The organism is Streptomyces sp. NPDC048383, from assembly GCF_040651775.1.
Taxonomy (GTDB): Bacteria; Actinomycetota; Actinomycetes; order Streptomycetales; family Streptomycetaceae; genus Streptomyces.
The window spans coordinates 1-17,796 of the sequence record NZ_JBEZKS010000023.1 but is presented as its reverse complement, the minus strand read 5'-3'; the positions used below and the strand labels follow the sequence as shown (position 1 = coordinate 17,796).

Below are 17,796 nucleotides of genomic sequence, written 5' to 3'. Positions count from 1 at the left end.
GCAGCACGGCCGAAGACGCACCACGCCGCACCACGCCGCACCACGCCACGCCGCACCACGCCGCACCGCACCCAGGAGCCCCGGTTGTCCCGTCCGCACGAAGCACCGCCCTCCCGCCACATCGCGTTCGAGCGCCTGCACAACTTCCGTGACCTGGGCGGCTACCGGACGGCCGACGGACGCACCGTCGTCAGCGGTGTGCTCTACCGCTCCGACAACCTCGCGAAGCTCGAAGGCGCGGACTGGGAGCGGTTCCTCGGACTGGGCGTGCGGACCGTCATCGACCTGCGCTACCCCTGGGAGATCGAGCGGCGCGGCCGGGTGCCCGAGGCGCACCTGTTCACCTGGGCCAACCACAGCATCGAGCACCGGCCCTACGACCAGGCCGAGATCGACCCGGACACCGACCCCTGGCGCTACCTCGCCGACCGGTTCGCCGAGGTGGCCGAGGACGGCGTCGTGGAGATCCGGGAGGCCATCGAGCTCATCGCCGAGGGCCCCGGCCCCACCGTGTTCCACTGCGCCTCGGGCAAGGACCGCACCGGGCTCATCGCCGCCTTCGTCCTCACCCTCCTGGACGTCCCGCAGGAGGAGATCCTCGCCGACTTCGCGCTGACCGAGCTCGCCACCGAGCGCCTCGTCGCCGACTGGCGGGCCGCGCACCCCGGCCGCACCCTGCGCTGGCCCTCCTACGGGCGGGCCCCGGCCGGCGTCATGGCCCTCGTCCTCGCGGACCTGGCGACCCGCTACGGTTCCCCCTCCGCGTACCTCACCGGCCCCGTCGGCATCACCCCCGCCACCCAAACCCGCCTCCGGGAGCGCCTGCTCACCCCCCTCCCGGACCGGGTCTGACGCGACCGGCGCCCGACGGGCCCGAGGGGCGCGGCGGCGCCGCTCGCTCCGGTCACTCCGGCCGCAGGGCGTCCGCGATCCCCTCGGCGACCTCGCTCGTGGTGAGGTAGCGCAGCAGGGAGTGGCCGCCGAGGACGAAGCGGCTCAGGCCCGCGTTGACCACGAGCCGGTCCTCGACGCGGTCGCCGAAGAGCGGCCCCAGCTTCTTCACCAGCGCGACGGGGTCCTCGTCGGCCGCCACGTTGATCCAGCGCGCCACGTTCGGCCACGGCGCGGCGTCATCGCCCCCCGGCCCGGGCGCGAGCCGCTCCCGGACCGCGCGGATGCCCAGCGGCGAGCCCAGGGTGATCAGGGTGTCGACGTTCCACTCCGGGTGGTCGGCGCGGAGCGCCTCGTACGCGACGACCGAGCCGAGGGAGTGCGCGACGACGACCCGGGTGTCGGGGGTGACCACCCGGGCGAAGCGCTCCTGGGCGCAGGCGCGGACCGTGTCCTGTTCGTCGAGGTAGCGCCGCACCTGCCGGACGAGCCGGATCACCACCCGGGCCGGCGGCAGGCCCAGCGCGGGGGAGGACTCCAGCCTGCGCAGCGCGGCCTGGGCCACGCCCCTGCCGCCGGCGGGGGGCGCGTCGAGTCCCGAGGCGATGGCCTCCAGCAGTTCGTGCTCCAGCGGATCGCGCACGTCCTCCTCGCGCAGGGGCGGGATGAGCGCGAACTCGTCCTCTTCGGTGGTCGGGCCCTTGGCGCCCAGGCTGCGGTAGCAGTTGCCGTAGTACACGGCCGACACCTGCTCCGGGGGCGGGACCGCCACCGCGGTGTCGTTCATGCCCAGTCGCAGGGCCTCGTACCAGGCGCTGAGCTCGGTCTCGCGGTGCTTGTACTGGTAGCCGATGCCATGGCACATCACGACTCGGGACACGCGTACCACCCCCCTCGGTGCCCGGGAAGTATAGGGAGGTCGGCCCGGGCGGCGGGCGTCTTTCGCGCCGAAGCGCCCGCGCGGGCCGGCGGGCGGGGTGCGGGCGCGTTCCGGGGCCGGCGGCGTGGTTCCGGATCATGTGACAACCATTACATTGGCCCCATCGGTGACCCTTTTGGGTGATCCTGGATGTCCGGAATGGTCATCTATGGGCTGCTGTCGCGGCCCACGCCCGCCCCACGATCGGCGGTGCCGGAGGGAAACGTATGGGACGCGCGGGCAACAGGACGGTCAACTGGCGGATCGCCCTCTCGGTGGTGGGCGGCGCGGCCGTGCTCGGGTTCGGCGGCCTGTACGTGACCGGCCTCGTCGCCGGCTCGGACGTCGACCGGGGCACCTTCGTCCGCGGGGTGGACATCGGCGGCATGAGCCGCGAGCAGGCGCTGCGGACCCTGGACCGCGACCTCGGCCCCCTCGCCGCCGCCCCCGTCGCGATGGAGATAGGCGACCGCGTCGAGGAGGCCGCTCCCGGCGGCCTCGGACTGTCCCTGGACACCCGGGCCACCGTGGACGCCGCCGTCCGCTCCGGATACGCCCCCACCGCCGTCATCGGCCGGCTCTTCGACTCCGGCGAGCGCCGGGACCTGGAGCCCGTGACCCGGATGAACGAGAGCACCGCCCGGGCGGCCCTCGCCCGCATGGACGAGAGCACCCGGCAGCAGGTCCGCGACGGGGTGGTCGCCTTCGAGAAGGGCGAGGCAAAGGCCGTCGCCCCGCTCCAGGGCGTCGACCTCGTCGAGGACCGCGCCCTCGACACCCTCCGCGCCGGCTACCTGCGGCCCGGCGGCGGCCCCGTCGTGATGCCGGTCGAGCGCACCACCCCGAAGGTCGGGGACGAGGAGACCGGCCGGGCGCTGCGCGAGTTCGCGCGGCCCGCGATGTCGGGCCCCGTCACGCTCACGGTCGCCGGCTCCCGCATACCCATCAGTACGGCCGTCCTAGGCACCCACCTGAAGATGAACCCCGACGACGCGGGACGCCTCGTACCGGCCCTCGACTCCAAGGGCCTGCTCGCCGACCCCGCCGTGGCCCGGCCGGTCCGGGCGGCCACGCCGACCCCGCGTGACGCCACGCTGAGCACCGACGGGAACGGCCGCGTCGTCGTCGCCGACCAGGGCCGCACCGGACAGCGGGTCACCGACGCGGCCCTCGGCAAGGCCGTCCTGCCGCTGCTGACCCGCACGGGCGCCGCCCGAAGCGGCGAGGTCGACACCGTCGCCGTCCAACCGGACCTGACGAGCGCCGAGGCGCAGCGCCTGGGGATCAAGGAGAAGCTCTCCTCCTTCACCGTCGAGTTCCCGTCCGCCCCGTACCGCACCACGAACATCGGCCGCGCCGTCGAGCTGATCAACGGCTCCGTCGTCCTCCCCGGCGAGGAGTGGAGCTTCAACCGCACGGTCGGCGAGCGCACCCCCGAGAACGGCTTCGTCGACGGAATCATGATCAACGACGGCCGGTACGTGAAGTCCCCGGGCGGTGGCGTCTCCGCCGTGGCCACCACCATGTACAACGCCGCGTTCTTCGCCGGAGTCAAGACCGTCGAGCACGGCGCGCACTCCTTCTACATCGAGCGCTACCCCGAGGGCCGCGAGGCCACGGTCGCCTGGGGCACCCTCGACCTGCGCTGGGTCAACGACACCGGGCACGCCCTGTACGTCCGGGCGCAGTCCACCGACACCTCGCTGACCATCAGCCTCCTGGGCACGAAGAAGTACGACGAGGTCCGCGCCACCAAGGGGCCCCGCACCCAGGTCACCCCGCCCGCGAAGATCCAGGGCAGCGGGCCCACCTGCGAGGTGCAGACCCCCCTCGAAGGCTTCGACGTCTCCGTCGGCCGCGTCTTCCTCCAGGGCGGCCGCGAGGTCAAGCGCGAGGAGACGAAGACCCACTACACCCCGCGCGACGAGGTCACCTGCGCCCCGCCCGCCGGGCAGAACCCGCAGCCGCCGGCCGCCCCGGTGTCGCCCGACCCGGTCCCGCCGGTGACCTCCACCGCGGGCTCCCCCCTGACGACGACGGCCGCCGGCCCGACCGCGCGCTGAGCCCCGGCGCGCCCCGGGCCCGACCCCCGGGGTGACGGATCCGGCGCGGATCGCGCGGTTCGGGCGCCCCGGGCGGCCGGAGGTGCTACAACTGGGTTCGTGACCTTTCTCTGCCACCCGTGCCGGGCACGTCGGTGCGGTCACTGCTAGGCAACCGGTTCAAGAGCGTCGCCGGACAGGTGTTCATCCTCCAGGTGGCGATCGTGGTGTTGCTCGCCGCCGGATCGCTGCTGGCGCTCGTGCTCCAGTCGCGACACGACATCGACCGCGAGGCGCGCAACAGGTCGGTCTCCGTGGCAGAGACCTTCGCGCACTCCATCGGACTCCGGGCGGCCCTGGAATCCCCGAACCCCTCCGCCGTGCTGCAACCGCTCGCCGAGAGCACCCGCAAGGCCGCCGGCGTCGACTTCATCGTCGTCATGGACACCAACGGGATCCGCTACAGCCATCCCCAGCCCGACCGCATCGGGAAACGGTTCGTCGGCACGATCGAACCCTCCCTGGCCGGGCAGGTGCACACCGAGAGCGTGCAGGGCCCCCTCGGCAAGGAGATCCAGGCGATCGTCCCGGTCACGGCGCCCGACGGCCGGGTCGTCGGACTGGTGTCGGCGGGCCTGACCGTGAAGAACGTCAGCGGGGTCGTCGACCGCCAGCTCCCCGTCATCCTGCTGGCCATCGCCATCGGCCTGGCCCTGGCCACCGTCGGAACCTGGCTGATCAGTCGACGGCTGCGCCGCCAGACCCACGGGCTCGGCACCCAGGAGATGACCCGGATGTACGAGCACCACGACGCGGTGCTCCACGCCGTCCGCGAGGGGGTGCTCATCACCGACGGCGAGGGGCGCCTGCTCCTGGCGAACGACGAGGCCAAACGCCTCCTCGGGCTCCCCGACGACGCCGACGGCCGCCACCTGGGCGACGTACCGGGCCTGGACCGGCGGATGGCCGACCTGCTGCTGTCCGCCCGGGTCGCCACCGACGAGGTGATCGAGAGCGGCGACCGCCTGCTCGTCGTCAACCAACGGCTCACCCACCCCGGCGGCCGGCCCGAGGGCACCGCCGTGACCATCCGCGACTCCACCGAGATGCAGATCCTGACCACCCGCGCCGAGACGGCCCGGCGGCGCCTGAAACTGCTCTACGACGCGGGCGGCGACATCGGCACCAGCCTGGACGTCGTCCGGACGGCGGAGGAACTCGCCGCCGTCGCCGTTCCCCGCTTCGCGGACTACGTCACCGTCGACCTGGCCGATCCCGTCCTCGTCGGCGACGAACCCGGCCCCGACGCCGACATGCGGCGCACCGCCGTCAGCGGCATCCGCGCCGACCACCCCCTCTACCCCCGCGGCCTGCTGATCGACTTCCTGCCCTCCACCCCCCAGGCCCGCGGCTACGGCACCGGCCGGGCGGAACTGGTGCCCGACCTGTCCGACGCGCCGGGCTGGCAGGCCCAGGACCCCGAGCGGACCCGGGCCATCGTCGACTTCGGCATCCACTCCCTGATCGCCGCGCCGCTGCGGGCCCGGGGCGTCGTGCTCGGCGTGGTCAACTTCTGGCGCTCGCAGAAGCCCGAGCCGTTCGACGAGGACGAGCTGTCGCTGGCCGAGGAACTCGTCGCCCGCGCGGCCGTCAGCATGGACAACGCCCGCCGCTACACCCGGGAACACGCCCTCGCCGAGACCCTCCAGCGCAGCCTGCTGCCCCGCGCCCTGCCCGAGCAGAGCGCGGTGGACGTCGCCCACTTCTACCTGCCCGCCCAGTCCGGGGTGGGCGGCGACTGGTTCGACGTGATCCCGCTGCCCGGCAGCCGCGTCGCCCTGGTCGTCGGGGACGTCGTCGGGCACGGCCTGCACGCCGCCGCCACCATGGGCCGGCTGCGCACGGCCGTCCACAACTTCTCCTCCCTCGACCTGCCGCCCGACGAGATCCTCGCCCGCCTCGACGACCTCGTGCAGCGCATCGACCACGACGGGGACGGCGGCGACGGCGGCGTCCTCGGCGCGACCTGCCTGTACGCCGTCTACGACCCGGTGTCCCAGCAGTGCACCATGGCCCGCGCCGGACACCTGCCGCCGCTGCTGGTCGCCCCCGACGGCTCGACGGAGATCGTGGAGCTGCCGGCCGGACCACCGCTGGGCCTGGGCGGCATGCCGTTCGAGACGGCCGAGTTCAAGCTGGCCGAGGGCAGCCAGCTCGTCCTGTACACGGACGGGCTGGTCGAGGAACGCACCCGGGACATCGCCGAGGGCCTCGAACTGCTGCGCCGCGCGCTCAGCCACCCCGACCGCGATCCCCACGAGAGCTGCCGGGCCGTGCTCGACCTGCTGCTGCCCGACCGGCCCACCGACGACGTGGCCCTGCTCATCGCCCGGACCCGGACCCTGGGCCCGGACCGGGTCGCCCAGTGGGAGGTGCCGTTCGAGCCGAGCGCGGTCGGCGTCCTGCGCGGCGCGGCGGCCCGCAAGCTCGACGAGTGGGGCCTCGAAGAGCTCTCCTTCGCCACCGAACTGATCCTCAGCGAGCTGATCACCAACGCCCTGCGGCACGGCACCGCCCCGGTACGCGTACGGCTGCTGCACGACCAGGCCCTGACCTGCGAGGTCTGGGACGGCAGCAGCACCGCCCCCCACCTGCGGTACGCGGCCACCACCGACGAAGGGGGACGCGGCCTGTTCCTGGTCGCGCAGCTCAGCGAGCACTGGGGCACCCGCTACACCCCCGAGGGCAAGGTCATCTGGGCCGAACAGACCCTCCCCGGCAGCGCGGGCAGCCCCGGCGCCCCGGAACCGGCGCTGGCCGCGTTCCTGGACGTGGACCCGATCTGAGCCGTCCCGCACGGGCGCCGGCGTCGTCCGGCACCGTCCGTTAACGGACACGCCACCGAGGGTTCAACGAGAAAATCCTTGATGTCGCACTACAATGGCAGGTTGTTTGGCGCCGGACCGGAACAACCCGGGCAGACCTGGGCTCCGCCGGCGACCCGGACCCATCCGGGAGCGAAGACGCGAGGGCCGATGGCAGCCACACCGGAGCACGGTGAACTCACTCTGCTCGACGACGGGACCGCAGGGGCCGACACCCCCGGCGCGCCCGGCAAGTCCGCCCTGTTCACGGCCGGACCCGCTGCCCCCGTACGCACCCTCGTCGACGTGTTCGAAGCCTCCGTGCGGGCCCACCCCGACGAGCTCGCCCTGGACGACGGCACCTCCCGGCTCACCTACCGGGCCCTGGCCGCCGACGTCGAACGCCGCAGGCGGGCCCTGGCCGCCGCCGGCGTCGGGCTCGGCGACCGGGTCGGGGTCCGCGTTCCGTCCGGCACCAACGAGCTGTACGCGGCCGTCCTCGCGGTCCTCGCCGCCGGCGCCGCCTACGTACCCGTCGACGCCGAGGACCCCGACGAGCGCGCCGAGCTGGTCTTCGGCGAGGCCGGCGTCCGGGCCGTCCTGGGCGCCGGGCAGCGCATCGACGTCACCGGGACCACCGGCGAAGGCGCCCCGGCCAGCCGGCCCGGGCCCGAGCACGACGCCTGGATCATCTTCACCTCCGGCTCCACCGGCAAGCCCAAGGGCGTCGCCGTCAGCCACCGCAGCGCCGCCGCCTTCGTCGACGCCGAAGCCGCGCTCTTCCTCACCGAGGAACCCATCGGACCCGGCGACCGGGTCATGGCCGGCCTGTCCGTCGCCTTCGACGCCTCCTGCGAGGAGATGTGGCTCGCCTGGCGCTACGGCGCCTGCCTGGTCCCCGTACCGCGCGCCCAGGTCCGTAGCGGCGCCGACCTCGGCCCCTGGCTGGTGGAGCAGGAGATCACCGTCGTCTCCACCGTCCCGACCCTCGCCGCGCTCTGGGAGTCCGAGAGCCTCAACGAGGTCCGCCTACTGATCTTCGGCGGCGAGGCCTGTCCGCCCGAGCTGACCCAGCGGCTGGTCACCGAGGGGCGCGAGGTGTGGAACACGTACGGGCCCACCGAGGCCACCGTCGTCGCCTGCGCCGCCCTGCTGACCGGCGAGGAACCGATCCGCATCGGCCTCCCGCTGAAGGGCTGGGAACTGGCCGTCGTCGACGAGTCCGGGGAACCGGTGCCCATGGGCGGCAGCGGCCAGCTCGTGATCGGCGGCGTCGGCCTCGCCCGCTACCTCGACCCCGCCAAGGACGCCGAGAAGTACGCCCCGCTGGAATCCCTCGGCTGGGAGCGCGCCTACCGCAGCGGCGACCTGGTCCGCGCCGAACCGGAGGGCCTGGTCTTCCTCGGGCGCGGCGACGAACAGATCAAGCTCGGCGGCCGGCGCATCGAACTCGGCGAGGTGGACACCGCGCTCCAGGCGCTGCCCGGCGTCGCCGGCGCGGCCGCCGCCGTCCGCACCGCGCGCGGCGGCAACCAACTGCTCGTCGGCTACCTCGTCACGCAGGACGGCTGGGACCACGCCGCGGCCGTCGAACGCCTGCGCGCCGAACTGCCCGCCGCCCTGGTACCGCTCCTCGCGCCCGTCGAGACCCTGCCGACCCGCACCTCCGGCAAGGTGGACCGCGACGCCCTGCCCTGGCCGCTGCCCGACGCGCAGCCCACCGGCCCCACCGAGCAGCTGTACGGCACCGAGGCCTGGCTCGCCGAGCAGTGGACCGAGACCCTCGGCGTGGTCGTCGCCGGCGCCGGCGACGACTTCTTCGCGATCGGCGGCAACAGCCTCGCCGCCGCACAGCTCACCACCCGACTGCGCACCCGCTACCCGAGCGCGGCCGTCCTCGACATCTACCAGCAGCCCACCCTGCGCAAGCTGGCCCGACGGCTGGAGAAGTCCGTACAGGACGACGGGGCCACCCGGACCGTCGAGGCCGTCCCGCGCCGCTCCCAGGTGATCCAGACGCTGCTGCTGCTCCCCCTGTTCACCCTGGTCGGACTGCGCTGGACCGTGGCGCTGTTGGCCCTCGGCAACGTCCTGCACCGGTTCGGGGCCTATCCGTGGGCGCCGACCGCCTCGTGGTGGCTCGTCGGCGCGGGCGCCGTCCTGCTGTACAGCCCGCCCGGCCGGCTCGCCATCGCCGCGGGCGGCGCCCGGCTGCTGCTGCGCGGGGTCGCGCCCGGCCGGTACCCGCGCGGCGGCAGCGTGCACCTGAGGCTGTGGACGGCCGAGCGGCTCGCCGAGTGCGCGGGCGCCACCTCGCTCAGCGGATCCTGGCTGGAGCGCTACGCCCGCGCCCTCGGGGCCAAGGTCGGCCCCGAGGTGGACCTGCACTCCCTGCCCCCGGTCACCGGCATGCTCAAGCTCGGCCGCGGCTGCGCCGTCGAGTCCGAGGTGGACCTCTCCGGGCACTGGCTGGACGGGGACCGGCTGGAGATCGGGCCCGTCAAGGTCGGCGCCGGCGCGGTCGTCGGCACCCGCAGCCTGCTCTTCCCCGGTGCCCGCGTCGGCAAGCGCGCCGAGGTGGCCCCCGGCTCCGCCGTCGTCGGGCAGGTCCCGACCGGCCAGCGCTGGGCCGGGGCGCCCGCCCACAAGCTCGGCAAGGCCAAGCGCAACTGGCCCGGCCACCGCCCGCCGCGGGCGTTGCGGTGGCGGGCCATGTACGGGGTCGGCGGCGTGTTCCTGACCGCCCTGCCCGTCCTGGCGGCCCTGCCGGCCCTGCTCGTCGTCAGCCGGTTCGTGCCCGCCGACGCCGGACTCGGACAGGCGCTGCGGGCGGCCCTGCTCGCCGTGGTGCCCGGCGCGCTCGCCTTCGGGCTGGCGTACGCGCTGCTGCTGCTGGTCTCCGTACGCCTGCTCAGCCTCGGCCTGCGCACCGGCAACCATCCGACGCACAGCCGGACCGGCTGGCAGGCCTGGACCGTCACCCAGCTGATGGACCTGTCCCGGGAAACCCTCTTCCCGCTGTACGCCGGGCTGATCACCCCGGTGTGGCTGCGGCTGCTCGGCATGAAGATCGGCCGGGGCGCCGAGGTGTCCACCGTGCTCGCCCTGCCCAGCCTCACCACCGTCGGCGAGGGCGCGTTCCTCGCCGACGATACGCTGACCGCCCCCTACGAGCTGGGCGGCGGCTGGATGCGGATCGGCCCCTCCGAGATCGGCCGCCGCGCGTTCCTCGGCAACTCCGGGATGACCGCCCCGGGCCGCAGCGTCCCCGACGACGGGCTGGTCGGCGTCCTGTCCGCCACCCCGAAGAAGGCCAAGAAGGGCAGCTCCTACCTGGGCCTGCCGCCGGTCAAGCTGCCGCGCTCGGCCGCGGCCGCCGACCGGAGCCGGACCTACGACCCGCCGGCCCGCCTGCTGTGGGCGCGCGGCCTGGTCGAGCTGTGCCGGCTCGTCCCCGTGTTCTGCTCGGCGGCGCTGGCCGTGCTGACCGCGGCCGGGCTCTGCGCGCTGATCACCGCGAGCGGGCTCGGTACCTGGGCGGCCGCGCTGCTGTCCGGGGTGGTGCTGCTCGTCGCCGGCGTGGCCGCCTGCCTCGTCTCCGTCGCCGCCAAGTGGCTGCTCGTGGGCCGGCACCGGACCGGTGAGCACCCGCTGTGGAGCGGCTTCGTGTGGCGCAACGAACTGGCCGACACCTTCGTCGAGGTGCTGGCCGTGCCGTGGCTGGCCGGATCCGTCCCCGGCACGCCCGTGATGGCCCTGTGGCTGCGCGGCCTCGGCGCCCGGATCGGCCGCGGCGTGTGGTGCGAGAGCTACTGGCTGCCCGAGACCGACCTGGTGACCCTGGGCGACGCGGTCAGCGTGAACCGGGGCTGTGTGTTGCAGACCCACCTCTTCCACGACCGGATCTTGAGGACGGATACTGTGGTCCTCCGCGAGGGCGCCACCCTGGGCCCGGGCGGAATCGTCCTGCCCGGGAGCTCGGTCGGAGCCCGCAGCACCCTGGGTCCCGCCTCCCTCGTGATGGCCGGGGAAACCGTCCCCGCCGACACCCGCTGGCTGGGCAATCCGATCGAGGCGTGGCGGTCCTGAGTCCGTACGGCGGCCCGTGCGCCGGCGGGCCCGCCGGGTCCCGGCACGGCACGCCGGCACCCCGGCACGTCGTACGAGCACGTCGCACGAGCACAGCGCAGGGAGCGGAAGCGTCAGTGAACGGCCAGAGGACAGCGGCAACCGACCCGTACTTTCCGGCCAACGGCGATCCCCGTTACCGCGTGCACCGGTACGAACTCGCTCTGGAATACCGGCCCGGTCCCAACCGGCTCGCCGGCACCGCCCGGATCAGCGCGATCGCCGGGCGGGCGCCGCTCACCGAGTTCGCCCTGGACCTCGCCGACTTCAAGGTCGGCCGGATCCTGGTGAACGGCCGGGCCCCGCACTACACCCACCGGAGCGGCAAGCTCCGCCTGCGGCCCGCCAAGCCGCTGCCCGCCGGCGCCGCCTTCACCGTGGAGGTGCAGTGGGCGGGCAACCCCAAGCCCGTGCGCAGCCCCTGGGGCGGCATCGGCTGGGAGGAGCTGACCGACGGGGCGCTGGTGGCCAGCCAGCCCGTCGGGGCGCCGTCCTGGTACCCCTGCAACGACCGGCCCGCGGACAAGGCCTCGTACCACCTCTCCGTGAACACGCCGTCCGCCTACACGGTCGTGGCCGGCGGCCGGCTGCTGACCCGTACGACCCGGTCCAGCACCACCACCTGGGTGTACGAGCAGTCCGCGCCCACCTCCAGCTACCTCGTCGGGCTGTCCATCGGCCTCTACCAGACGGTCCTCCTCGGCGACCCGGGCCTCGACGGGGTGCCGCAGAGCGCCTACGTACCGGCGCACCTGCTGGCCCGGTTCTCCCGCGACTTCGCCCGCCAGCCCGCCATGATGCGGCTCTTCGAGGAACTGTTCGGGCCCTACCCGTTCGGCGAGTACGCGGTGGTCGTCGCCGACGAGGAACTCGACGTCCCGGTCGAGGCCCAGGGGCTCTCCCTGTTCGGCGCCAACCACGTGGACGGCGTACGCGGCTCGGAGCGCCTCATCGCCCACGAACTCGCCCACCAGTGGTTCGGCAACAGCGTGACCATCGCCGACTGGCGGCACATCTGGCTGAACGAGGGCCTCGCCAAGTACGCGGAATGGCTCTGGTCGGAGCGTTCCGGCGGCCACAGCGCCCACGACCGCGCGGCCGTCGCCCACCGGGTGCTGGCCGGGCGGGCCCAGGACCTCAAGCTGGCCGACCCGGGCCGCAAGCTGATGTTCGACGACCGGCTCTACGAGCGCGGCGGACTCACCGTCCACGCGGTGCGCTGCGCCCTCGGCGACACCGCGTTCTTCCGCATGCTCCGCGACTGGACCACCGCCCACCGGCACGGGGTGGTGACCACCGCGTCGTTCACCGCGCACGTCGCCCGCTACGCCGACGCGCCCGTCGACGACCTGTTCGCGGCCTGGCTGCACGAGCCCGCGCTCCCGCCGCTGCCCGCCCCGCCCATACCGGCCAGGCCCGCGCACCCGCCGACGAACGGCGGCCACCGCGCCTGAACGCCGCACGCCGAACGAGCATCGAGGGGAGTGAGCGCGGTCGTGACGCTGTACTGGCGCATCTTCCTGCTCAACGCGGCCGTCTTCGCGGTGGCCGTGCTGCTGCTGCTCGGCCCGGTCACCGTCTCCACGCCCGTGCTGCTGGGCGAGGCGATCGTCCTGGGTCTCGGACTGGCCGCGATGCTCGTCGCCAACGCCGTCCTGCTGCGCGTCGCCCTCGCCCCGCTGGCCCGGCTCGCCCGCGCCATGGCCTCGGTCGACCTGCTGCGCCCCGGGAGCCGCGCCCCCGTGGAGGGGCCGGGGGAGATGGCCGAGCTCACCACCTCGTTCAACGCGATGCTGGCCCGCCTGGAAGCCGAACGCGCCACCAGCAGCGCCCGCGCGCTGTCCGCGCAGGAGGCCGAGCGGCGCCGCATCGCCCAGGAACTCCACGACGAGGTCGGCCAGACCCTCACCGCGGTCCTCCTCCAGCTCAAGCACACCGCCGACCGGGCCCCCGGCCCGCTGCGCGAGGAACTCCACCAGGTGCAGGAGACCACCCGGGCGAGCCTGGACGAGATCCGGCGCATCGCCCGCCGGCTGCGGCCCGGGGTCCTGGAGGAACTGGGCCTGCACAGCGCCCTGCGGGCCCTGGCCGCCGAGTTCAGCACCCCCTCGCTGATCGTGCGGCACCGGATCGCGCCCGGCCTGCCCACCCTGGACGAGGCCCGCGAACTGGTCGTCTACCGGGTCGCGCAGGAAGCCCTCACCAACGCCGCCCGCCACGCGCGCGCGAGCGAGGTGGAGGTACGGCTGTCCCACCGGCCGGCCGGAGCCGTCCGGCTCCTGGTCCGCGACAACGGCGCCGGCCTGGGCCCCGCCGCCGAGGGCGCCGGCATCCAGGGCATGCGCGAACGGGCCCTGCTCATCGGGGCCGGCCTCGCGCTCGACCCCGCGCCGCACGGCGGCACCGACGTACGGCTCGACGTACCCGCGGACGGCGGGACCCGGCGCCGGGAGGCCCACCGATGAGCGCGTCCCGTCCGGCCCCGACCCGGGTGCTGCTGGCCGACGACCACGCCCTCGTACGACGCGGCGTCCGCCTCATCCTCGACTCCGAACCCGACCTGACGGTGGTCGCCGAGGCCGGCGACGGCGCCGAAGCGGTGGCCCTCGCCCGGACGGGGGACGTCGACCTCGCCGTCCTGGACGTCGCCATGCCCCGGATGACCGGGCTCCAGGCCGCCCGGGAGCTGTCCCGACTGCGGCCGGGGCTGCGCATCCTCATCCTCACCATGTACGACAACGAGCAGTACTTCTTCGAGGCCCTCAAGGCCGGGGCGGCCGGCTACGTCCCGAAGTCCGTCGCCGACCGGGACCTCGTCGAGGCCTGCCGAGCCGCGATCCGGGACGAGCCGTTCATCTACCCCGGCGTCGAGACCACCCTGATCCGCAACTACCTGGACCGGGCCCGGCAGGGGAACCCGCTGCCGGCCCGGGCGATCACCGAGCGGGAGGAGGAGATCCTCAAGCTGGTCGCCGAGGGGCACTCCTCGAAGGAGATCGGCGATCTCCTCGTCATCAGCGCCAAGACGGTGGAACGCCACCGGGCGAACCTGCTCCAGAAGCTCGGCATGCGCGACCGCCTGGAACTCACCCGCTACGCGATCCGCGTCGGTCTGATCGAACCCTGAGGGCCGGGGCCCCCGGGGTTCGACCAGGTCCGGGTCGAGCCGGCCGGGTCAGGAACCGCTCAGACGGACTCGCCGACGAGTTCCTCCAGGACGTCCTCCATGGTGACGAAGCCGATGACCGCCCCGGCGTCGTCGGTGACGGCGGCGAGGTGGGTTCCGGCGGCGCGCATGGCGTTCATCGTGTCGTCCAGCGGGGTGCCGCTGGAGACCCGGGTGACGGTGTGCAGCGCGGAGCGCGGGAACGGGGCGGTCCGGTCGGCGACGCCCAGGGCGTCCTTGATGTGGAGGAAGCCCATGATCTCGCCCTGCGGGCCCGCGACGACCAGGCGGGAGAAGCCGTGGTCCGCCGCCGTACGCTCCAGGCCGCGCGGGGTGGTCCCGTACGGGACGGTGACGAACTTGGCGCGCGGGATGGTGATCTCACCGACGGGCCGCTTGCCGAGTGCCAGGGCGTCGCGCAGCCGCTCCCCGTCCTCGGGGCCGAGGAGACCCGCGGCGCTGGAGTCCTTGACCAGGCGGGCGAGTTCCTCGTCGGTGAAGACCGCGCCGACCTCGTCCTTCGGCTCGACCTTCAGCAGCCGCAGCAGCGTGTTGGCGAAGGCGTTGATGCCGAACACGAACGGGCGCAGCGCCCGGGTCAGGGCGACCAGCGGCGGGGCCAGCAGCAGCGCGGTCGGCGCGGGGGCGGCGAGCGCGATGTTCTTCGGGACCATCTCGCCGATCAGCATGTGCAGGTAGGTCGCCGCGGCCAGCGCGACGACGAACGCGATCGGGTGGATCAGCGCCTCGGGGATCCCGACGGCCGCGAACGGCGGTTCGAGGAGGTGCGCGATGGCCGGTTCGGCGACCGCGCCGAGGACCAGGGAGGAGACGGTGATGCCGAGCTGCGCGGTGGCCATCATCGCGGAGAGGTGCTCCAGCGCCCACAGCGTGGTGCGGGCGCGCCGGCTGCCCTTGAGGGCGGCGGGCTCGATCTGGCTGCGACGGACCGAGATCAGGGCGAACTCGGCGCCGACGAAGAAGGCGTTGGTGATCAGCGTCAGCGCGCCGATCAGCAGCTGGACGGCGGTCATCGGTTCTCCTCCCCGGAGTCGGCGGCCTCACCGGACGAGGCGGCGCCGGGCGCGGTGACGGTGACCCGGTCGGCGCGGTGGTGGTCTATGTCGAGGACGGTGAGTTCCCAGCCGTCGACGGTGACGGTGTCGCCCTCGACCGGGATCCGGGTCAGGCGGGTGGCGACCAGGCCGGCCAGCGTCTCGTACGGGCCTTCGGGGACCGTGAAGCCGATCTCCTCCAGCTCGTCGACGCGGACGCTGCCGTCGGCCTCCCACACCTTGCGGCCGGCGTGCTCCGGCCCCTCGATGAGGTCGGGGACCTCGACGGGGTCGTGCTCGTCGCGGACCTCGCCCACGACCTCCTCGACGATGTCCTCGACCGTGACCACGCCGGCGGTGCCGCCGTACTCGTCGATCACGACCGCCATGGTGCGGGCCTTGCGCAGGCGTCCGAGCAGGGTGTCGACGGGCAGCGAGTGCGGTACGAGGAGCGCCGAGGTCATCAGGTCGGCCACCGGGGTCAGGGGCCGCTTGTCCTCGTCGAGGTCCAGGACGTCGCGGATGTGGACGGTGCCGACGACCTCGTCCAGGGAGTCCCGGTAGACGGGGAAGCGGGACAGGCCGGTGGCGAGCGTCAGGTTCGCGGCGTCGGCCGCCGTGGCGTGCAGCTCCAGCGCCTGGACGTCGATGCGCGGCGTCATGACGTTCTCGGAGGTCAGCTCGGCCAGGTGCAGGGTCCGCACGAACAGCTCGGCGGAGTCCGCCTCGATCGCGCCCTCGCGGGCGGAGTGCCGGGCGAGCGCCACCAGCTCCTCCGGCGTCCGCGCGGAGGCCAGCTCCTCGGCCGGCTCCAGCCCGAAGCGGCGCACGAGCCGGTTCGCGGTGTTGTTCAGGTGGCGGATCAGCGGGGCGAAGGCGGTGGTGAAGCCGCGCTGCGGGCCCGCGACGACCTTCGCGACGGCCAGCGGCCGGGAGATCGCCCAGTTCTTCGGGACCAGCTCGCCGATCACCATCAGGACGATGGTCGACAGGACCACGCCCAACAGGGTCGCGGTGGTCGGTACGGCTCCGGCGGGCAGTCCGACGGCTTCCAGCGGGCCGCGCAGCAGCGCGGAGACGGACGGCTCGGCGAGCATGCCGATGACCAGCGAGGTCACCGTGATGCCGAGCTGGGCGCCGGACAGCTGGAAGGTCAGCCGCTTGGCGGCCTTCAGGGCGCTCTCGGCGCCGCGCTCACCAGCCGCGACGGCGCGTTCGAGCTCGCTGCGTTCGACGGTGGTGAGGGAGAATTCGGCGGCGACGAACACCGCGCACGCCAGGGTCAGTGCCAGGGCGAGGAGGAGCAGCAGGACTTCGCTCACCGTGCCACCCCCGCTTCCCGACTCTGCTGCTGCGGGCTGGGCGTGGCACGGCGTGGACTGGGAGGTTCACCCATTGCGGGTCCTGCACTCCATTCGCTACTCGGTGGGCCTCGGCGGGCCCGGACAGTCGTGGTTACGGACAGTATCCGCAAAACGATGGTAAACGGCAAGTAAATTGCGGTGCCCGGGGGTCGTCCCCGGTTCGGCGCGAGGGGTGGCGGGCGTCCCGGACGCGGCCACGACCGCGCCCGGGACGCCCCCGACTCCGGGGCCGTGACCCTACGCGAGGGCCTTGCGCAGGGTGTCCACGGCGAGGCCGATGGCCAGCTCGGCCCCCCGGGTTTCGCGGAGCGCGTCCAGCATGACGAAGTCGTGGATGACCCCTTGGACGCGCAGGGCGGTGACGGGGACACCGGCGGCGCGGAGCCGGGCGGCGTAGGCCTCGCCCTCGTCGCGCAGGACGTCGGCCTCGGCGGTGATGACCAGTGCCGGCGGCAGGCCGGTCAGCTCGTCGGCGCCGGCGCGCAGCGGGGAGGCGGTGCTGCGGGCGCGGTCGGCCTCGTCGGTCGTGTACTGGTCCCAGAACCACTGCATGGCCTCGCGGCGCAGGAAGTAGCCCTCGGCGAACTGCCGGTAGGAGCCGGTGTCGAAGCCGGCGTCGGTGACCGGGTAGAAGAGGACCTGGTGGGCGATGCGGACGTCGCCGCGCTCCTTGGCCATCAGGGTGAGGGCGGCGCTCATGTTGCCGCCGACCGAGTCGCCGACGACGGCGAGGCGGCTTCCGTCGAGGCCCTTGTCGGCGCCCTCGCGGACCACCCACCGGGCGACGGCGTAGTTCTGCTCGATGGCGACGGGGTAGCGGGCCTCGGGGGAGAGGTCGTACTCCGGGAAGACGACGGCCGCCCCGGTGCCGACGGCCAGTTCGCGGACGAGCCGGTCGTGGGTCCGGGCGTTGCCGAAGACCCAACCGGCGCCGTGGAGGTAGAGGACGACGGGCAGGGGACCGCTCGCGCCGCGCGGGCGGACGATCCGGGTCCGGACCTCGCCGGTGGGGCCGCCCGGGACGGTGACCCACTCCTCGTCGACGTCGGGCAGGACGACGCCCTCGCCGCTCTGGACGTCGTCCACGGCCTTGCGGCCGTCGGCGACGGGCATCCGGTAGAGGAACGGCGGCTTGGCGGTGGCGTCGGCGAAGGCCTGGGCGGCTGCTTCGAGCACGGGCTGGGTCGGCTGGTCGGACCGGTTCGGCACGGGGCTCCTTCGGGGGAGGCGGGGGGCCGGCGCGGGCGCGCGGCGTCCTGTCGGCAGCGTTCAGGATCACACCGCGACGACGTCCCGCGCGGGGTTGGACGCCCCGCGCGCGGCGCGTCGGCGCGGACCGTGCGGGCGCGCCGCGGGGGGACCGGGCC

At 74.0% G+C, this 17,796-nt stretch carries 11 protein-coding genes; 7 read left to right on the top strand and 4 right to left on the bottom strand.

All coding sequences use genetic code 11. The features are described 5' to 3' along the window. Nucleotides 1-84: 84 nt before the first annotated feature. Nucleotides 85-852 (top strand): tyrosine-protein phosphatase, encoded by a 768-nt coding sequence (locus AB0D46_RS17910; RefSeq protein WP_362878395.1) that lies wholly within the window; start codon nucleotides 85-87, stop codon nucleotides 850-852. Nucleotides 853-904: 52 nt separating this feature from the next. Here AB0D46_RS17910 and AB0D46_RS17905 read toward each other — a convergent pair whose 3' ends face one another. Continuing rightward, nucleotides 905-1,771, bottom strand: coding sequence for a hypothetical protein (locus AB0D46_RS17905; protein WP_362878393.1), 867 nt, complete (start codon nucleotides 1,769-1,771; stop codon nucleotides 905-907). 266 nt (nucleotides 1,772-2,037) lie between these two features. On the opposite strand from AB0D46_RS17905, the gene AB0D46_RS17900 reads away from it, so the two are divergent. The 6 genes from AB0D46_RS17900 (at nucleotide 2,038) to AB0D46_RS17875 (ending at nucleotide 13,971) form a co-directional block, all read left to right on the top strand. Then, a complete protein-coding gene (locus tag AB0D46_RS17900) occupies nucleotides 2,038-3,873 on the top strand; it encodes a VanW family protein (protein ID WP_362878392.1) in 1,836 nt (611 codons plus the stop codon). Nucleotides 3,874-3,992: 119 nt separating this feature from the next. Beyond that, complete coding sequence (locus AB0D46_RS17895; protein WP_362878390.1) at nucleotides 3,993-6,698, top strand: SpoIIE family protein phosphatase; 2,706 nt, start codon at nucleotides 3,993-3,995, stop codon at nucleotides 6,696-6,698. A gap of 189 nt (nucleotides 6,699-6,887) precedes the next feature. Further along, nucleotides 6,888-10,805, top strand: coding sequence for a Pls/PosA family non-ribosomal peptide synthetase (locus tag AB0D46_RS17890; protein WP_362878388.1), 3,918 nt, complete (start codon nucleotides 6,888-6,890; stop codon nucleotides 10,803-10,805). Nucleotides 10,806-10,921: 116 nt separating this feature from the next. After that, nucleotides 10,922-12,298 carry a M1 family metallopeptidase gene (locus tag AB0D46_RS17885; protein ID WP_362878387.1) on the top strand — a complete coding sequence of 459 codons (1,377 nt, stop codon included), beginning with the start codon at nucleotides 10,922-10,924 and terminating at the stop codon, nucleotides 12,296-12,298. Nucleotides 12,299-12,340: 42 nt separating this feature from the next. Next, nucleotides 12,341-13,309: a HAMP domain-containing sensor histidine kinase gene (locus AB0D46_RS17880; protein ID WP_362878503.1), complete on the top strand. Its 969-nt coding sequence runs from the start codon at nucleotides 12,341-12,343 to the stop codon at nucleotides 13,307-13,309. Further along, nucleotides 13,306-13,971: a response regulator transcription factor gene (locus tag AB0D46_RS17875; RefSeq protein WP_362878385.1), complete on the top strand. Its 666-nt coding sequence runs from the start codon at nucleotides 13,306-13,308 to the stop codon at nucleotides 13,969-13,971. Before AB0D46_RS17880 ends, AB0D46_RS17875 begins: the two co-directional genes overlap by 4 nt. Before the next feature lie 59 nt (nucleotides 13,972-14,030). Here AB0D46_RS17875 and AB0D46_RS17870 read toward each other — a convergent pair whose 3' ends face one another. The 3 genes from AB0D46_RS17870 to AB0D46_RS17860 form a co-directional block, all read right to left on the bottom strand. Then, nucleotides 14,031-15,044, bottom strand: coding sequence for a hemolysin family protein (locus AB0D46_RS17870; protein ID WP_362878384.1), 1,014 nt, complete (start codon nucleotides 15,042-15,044; stop codon nucleotides 14,031-14,033). Next, complete coding sequence (locus tag AB0D46_RS17865; protein ID WP_362878382.1) at nucleotides 15,041-16,387, bottom strand: hemolysin family protein; 1,347 nt, start codon at nucleotides 16,385-16,387, stop codon at nucleotides 15,041-15,043. The genes AB0D46_RS17870 and AB0D46_RS17865 overlap by 4 nt, the downstream gene beginning before the upstream one ends. A gap of 279 nt (nucleotides 16,388-16,666) precedes the next feature. After that, a complete protein-coding gene (locus AB0D46_RS17860; protein WP_362878380.1) occupies nucleotides 16,667-17,638 on the bottom strand; it encodes an alpha/beta hydrolase in 972 nt (323 codons plus the stop codon). Nucleotides 17,639-17,796: the final 158 nt, after the last annotated feature.

Coding starts and splice junctions, on each gene's coding strand:
- AB0D46_RS17900 (WP_362878392.1), top strand. CDS start 2,038: ATGGGACGCGCGGGCAACAGGACGGTCAACTGGCGGATCGCCCTCTCG.
- AB0D46_RS17890 (WP_362878388.1), top strand. CDS start 6,888: ATGGCAGCCACACCGGAGCACGGTGAACTCACTCTGCTCGACGACGGG.
- AB0D46_RS17875 (WP_362878385.1), top strand. CDS start 13,306: ATGAGCGCGTCCCGTCCGGCCCCGACCCGGGTGCTGCTGGCCGACGAC.
- AB0D46_RS17870 (WP_362878384.1), bottom strand. CDS start 15,044: ATGACCGCCGTCCAGCTGCTGATCGGCGCGCTGACGCTGATCACCAAC.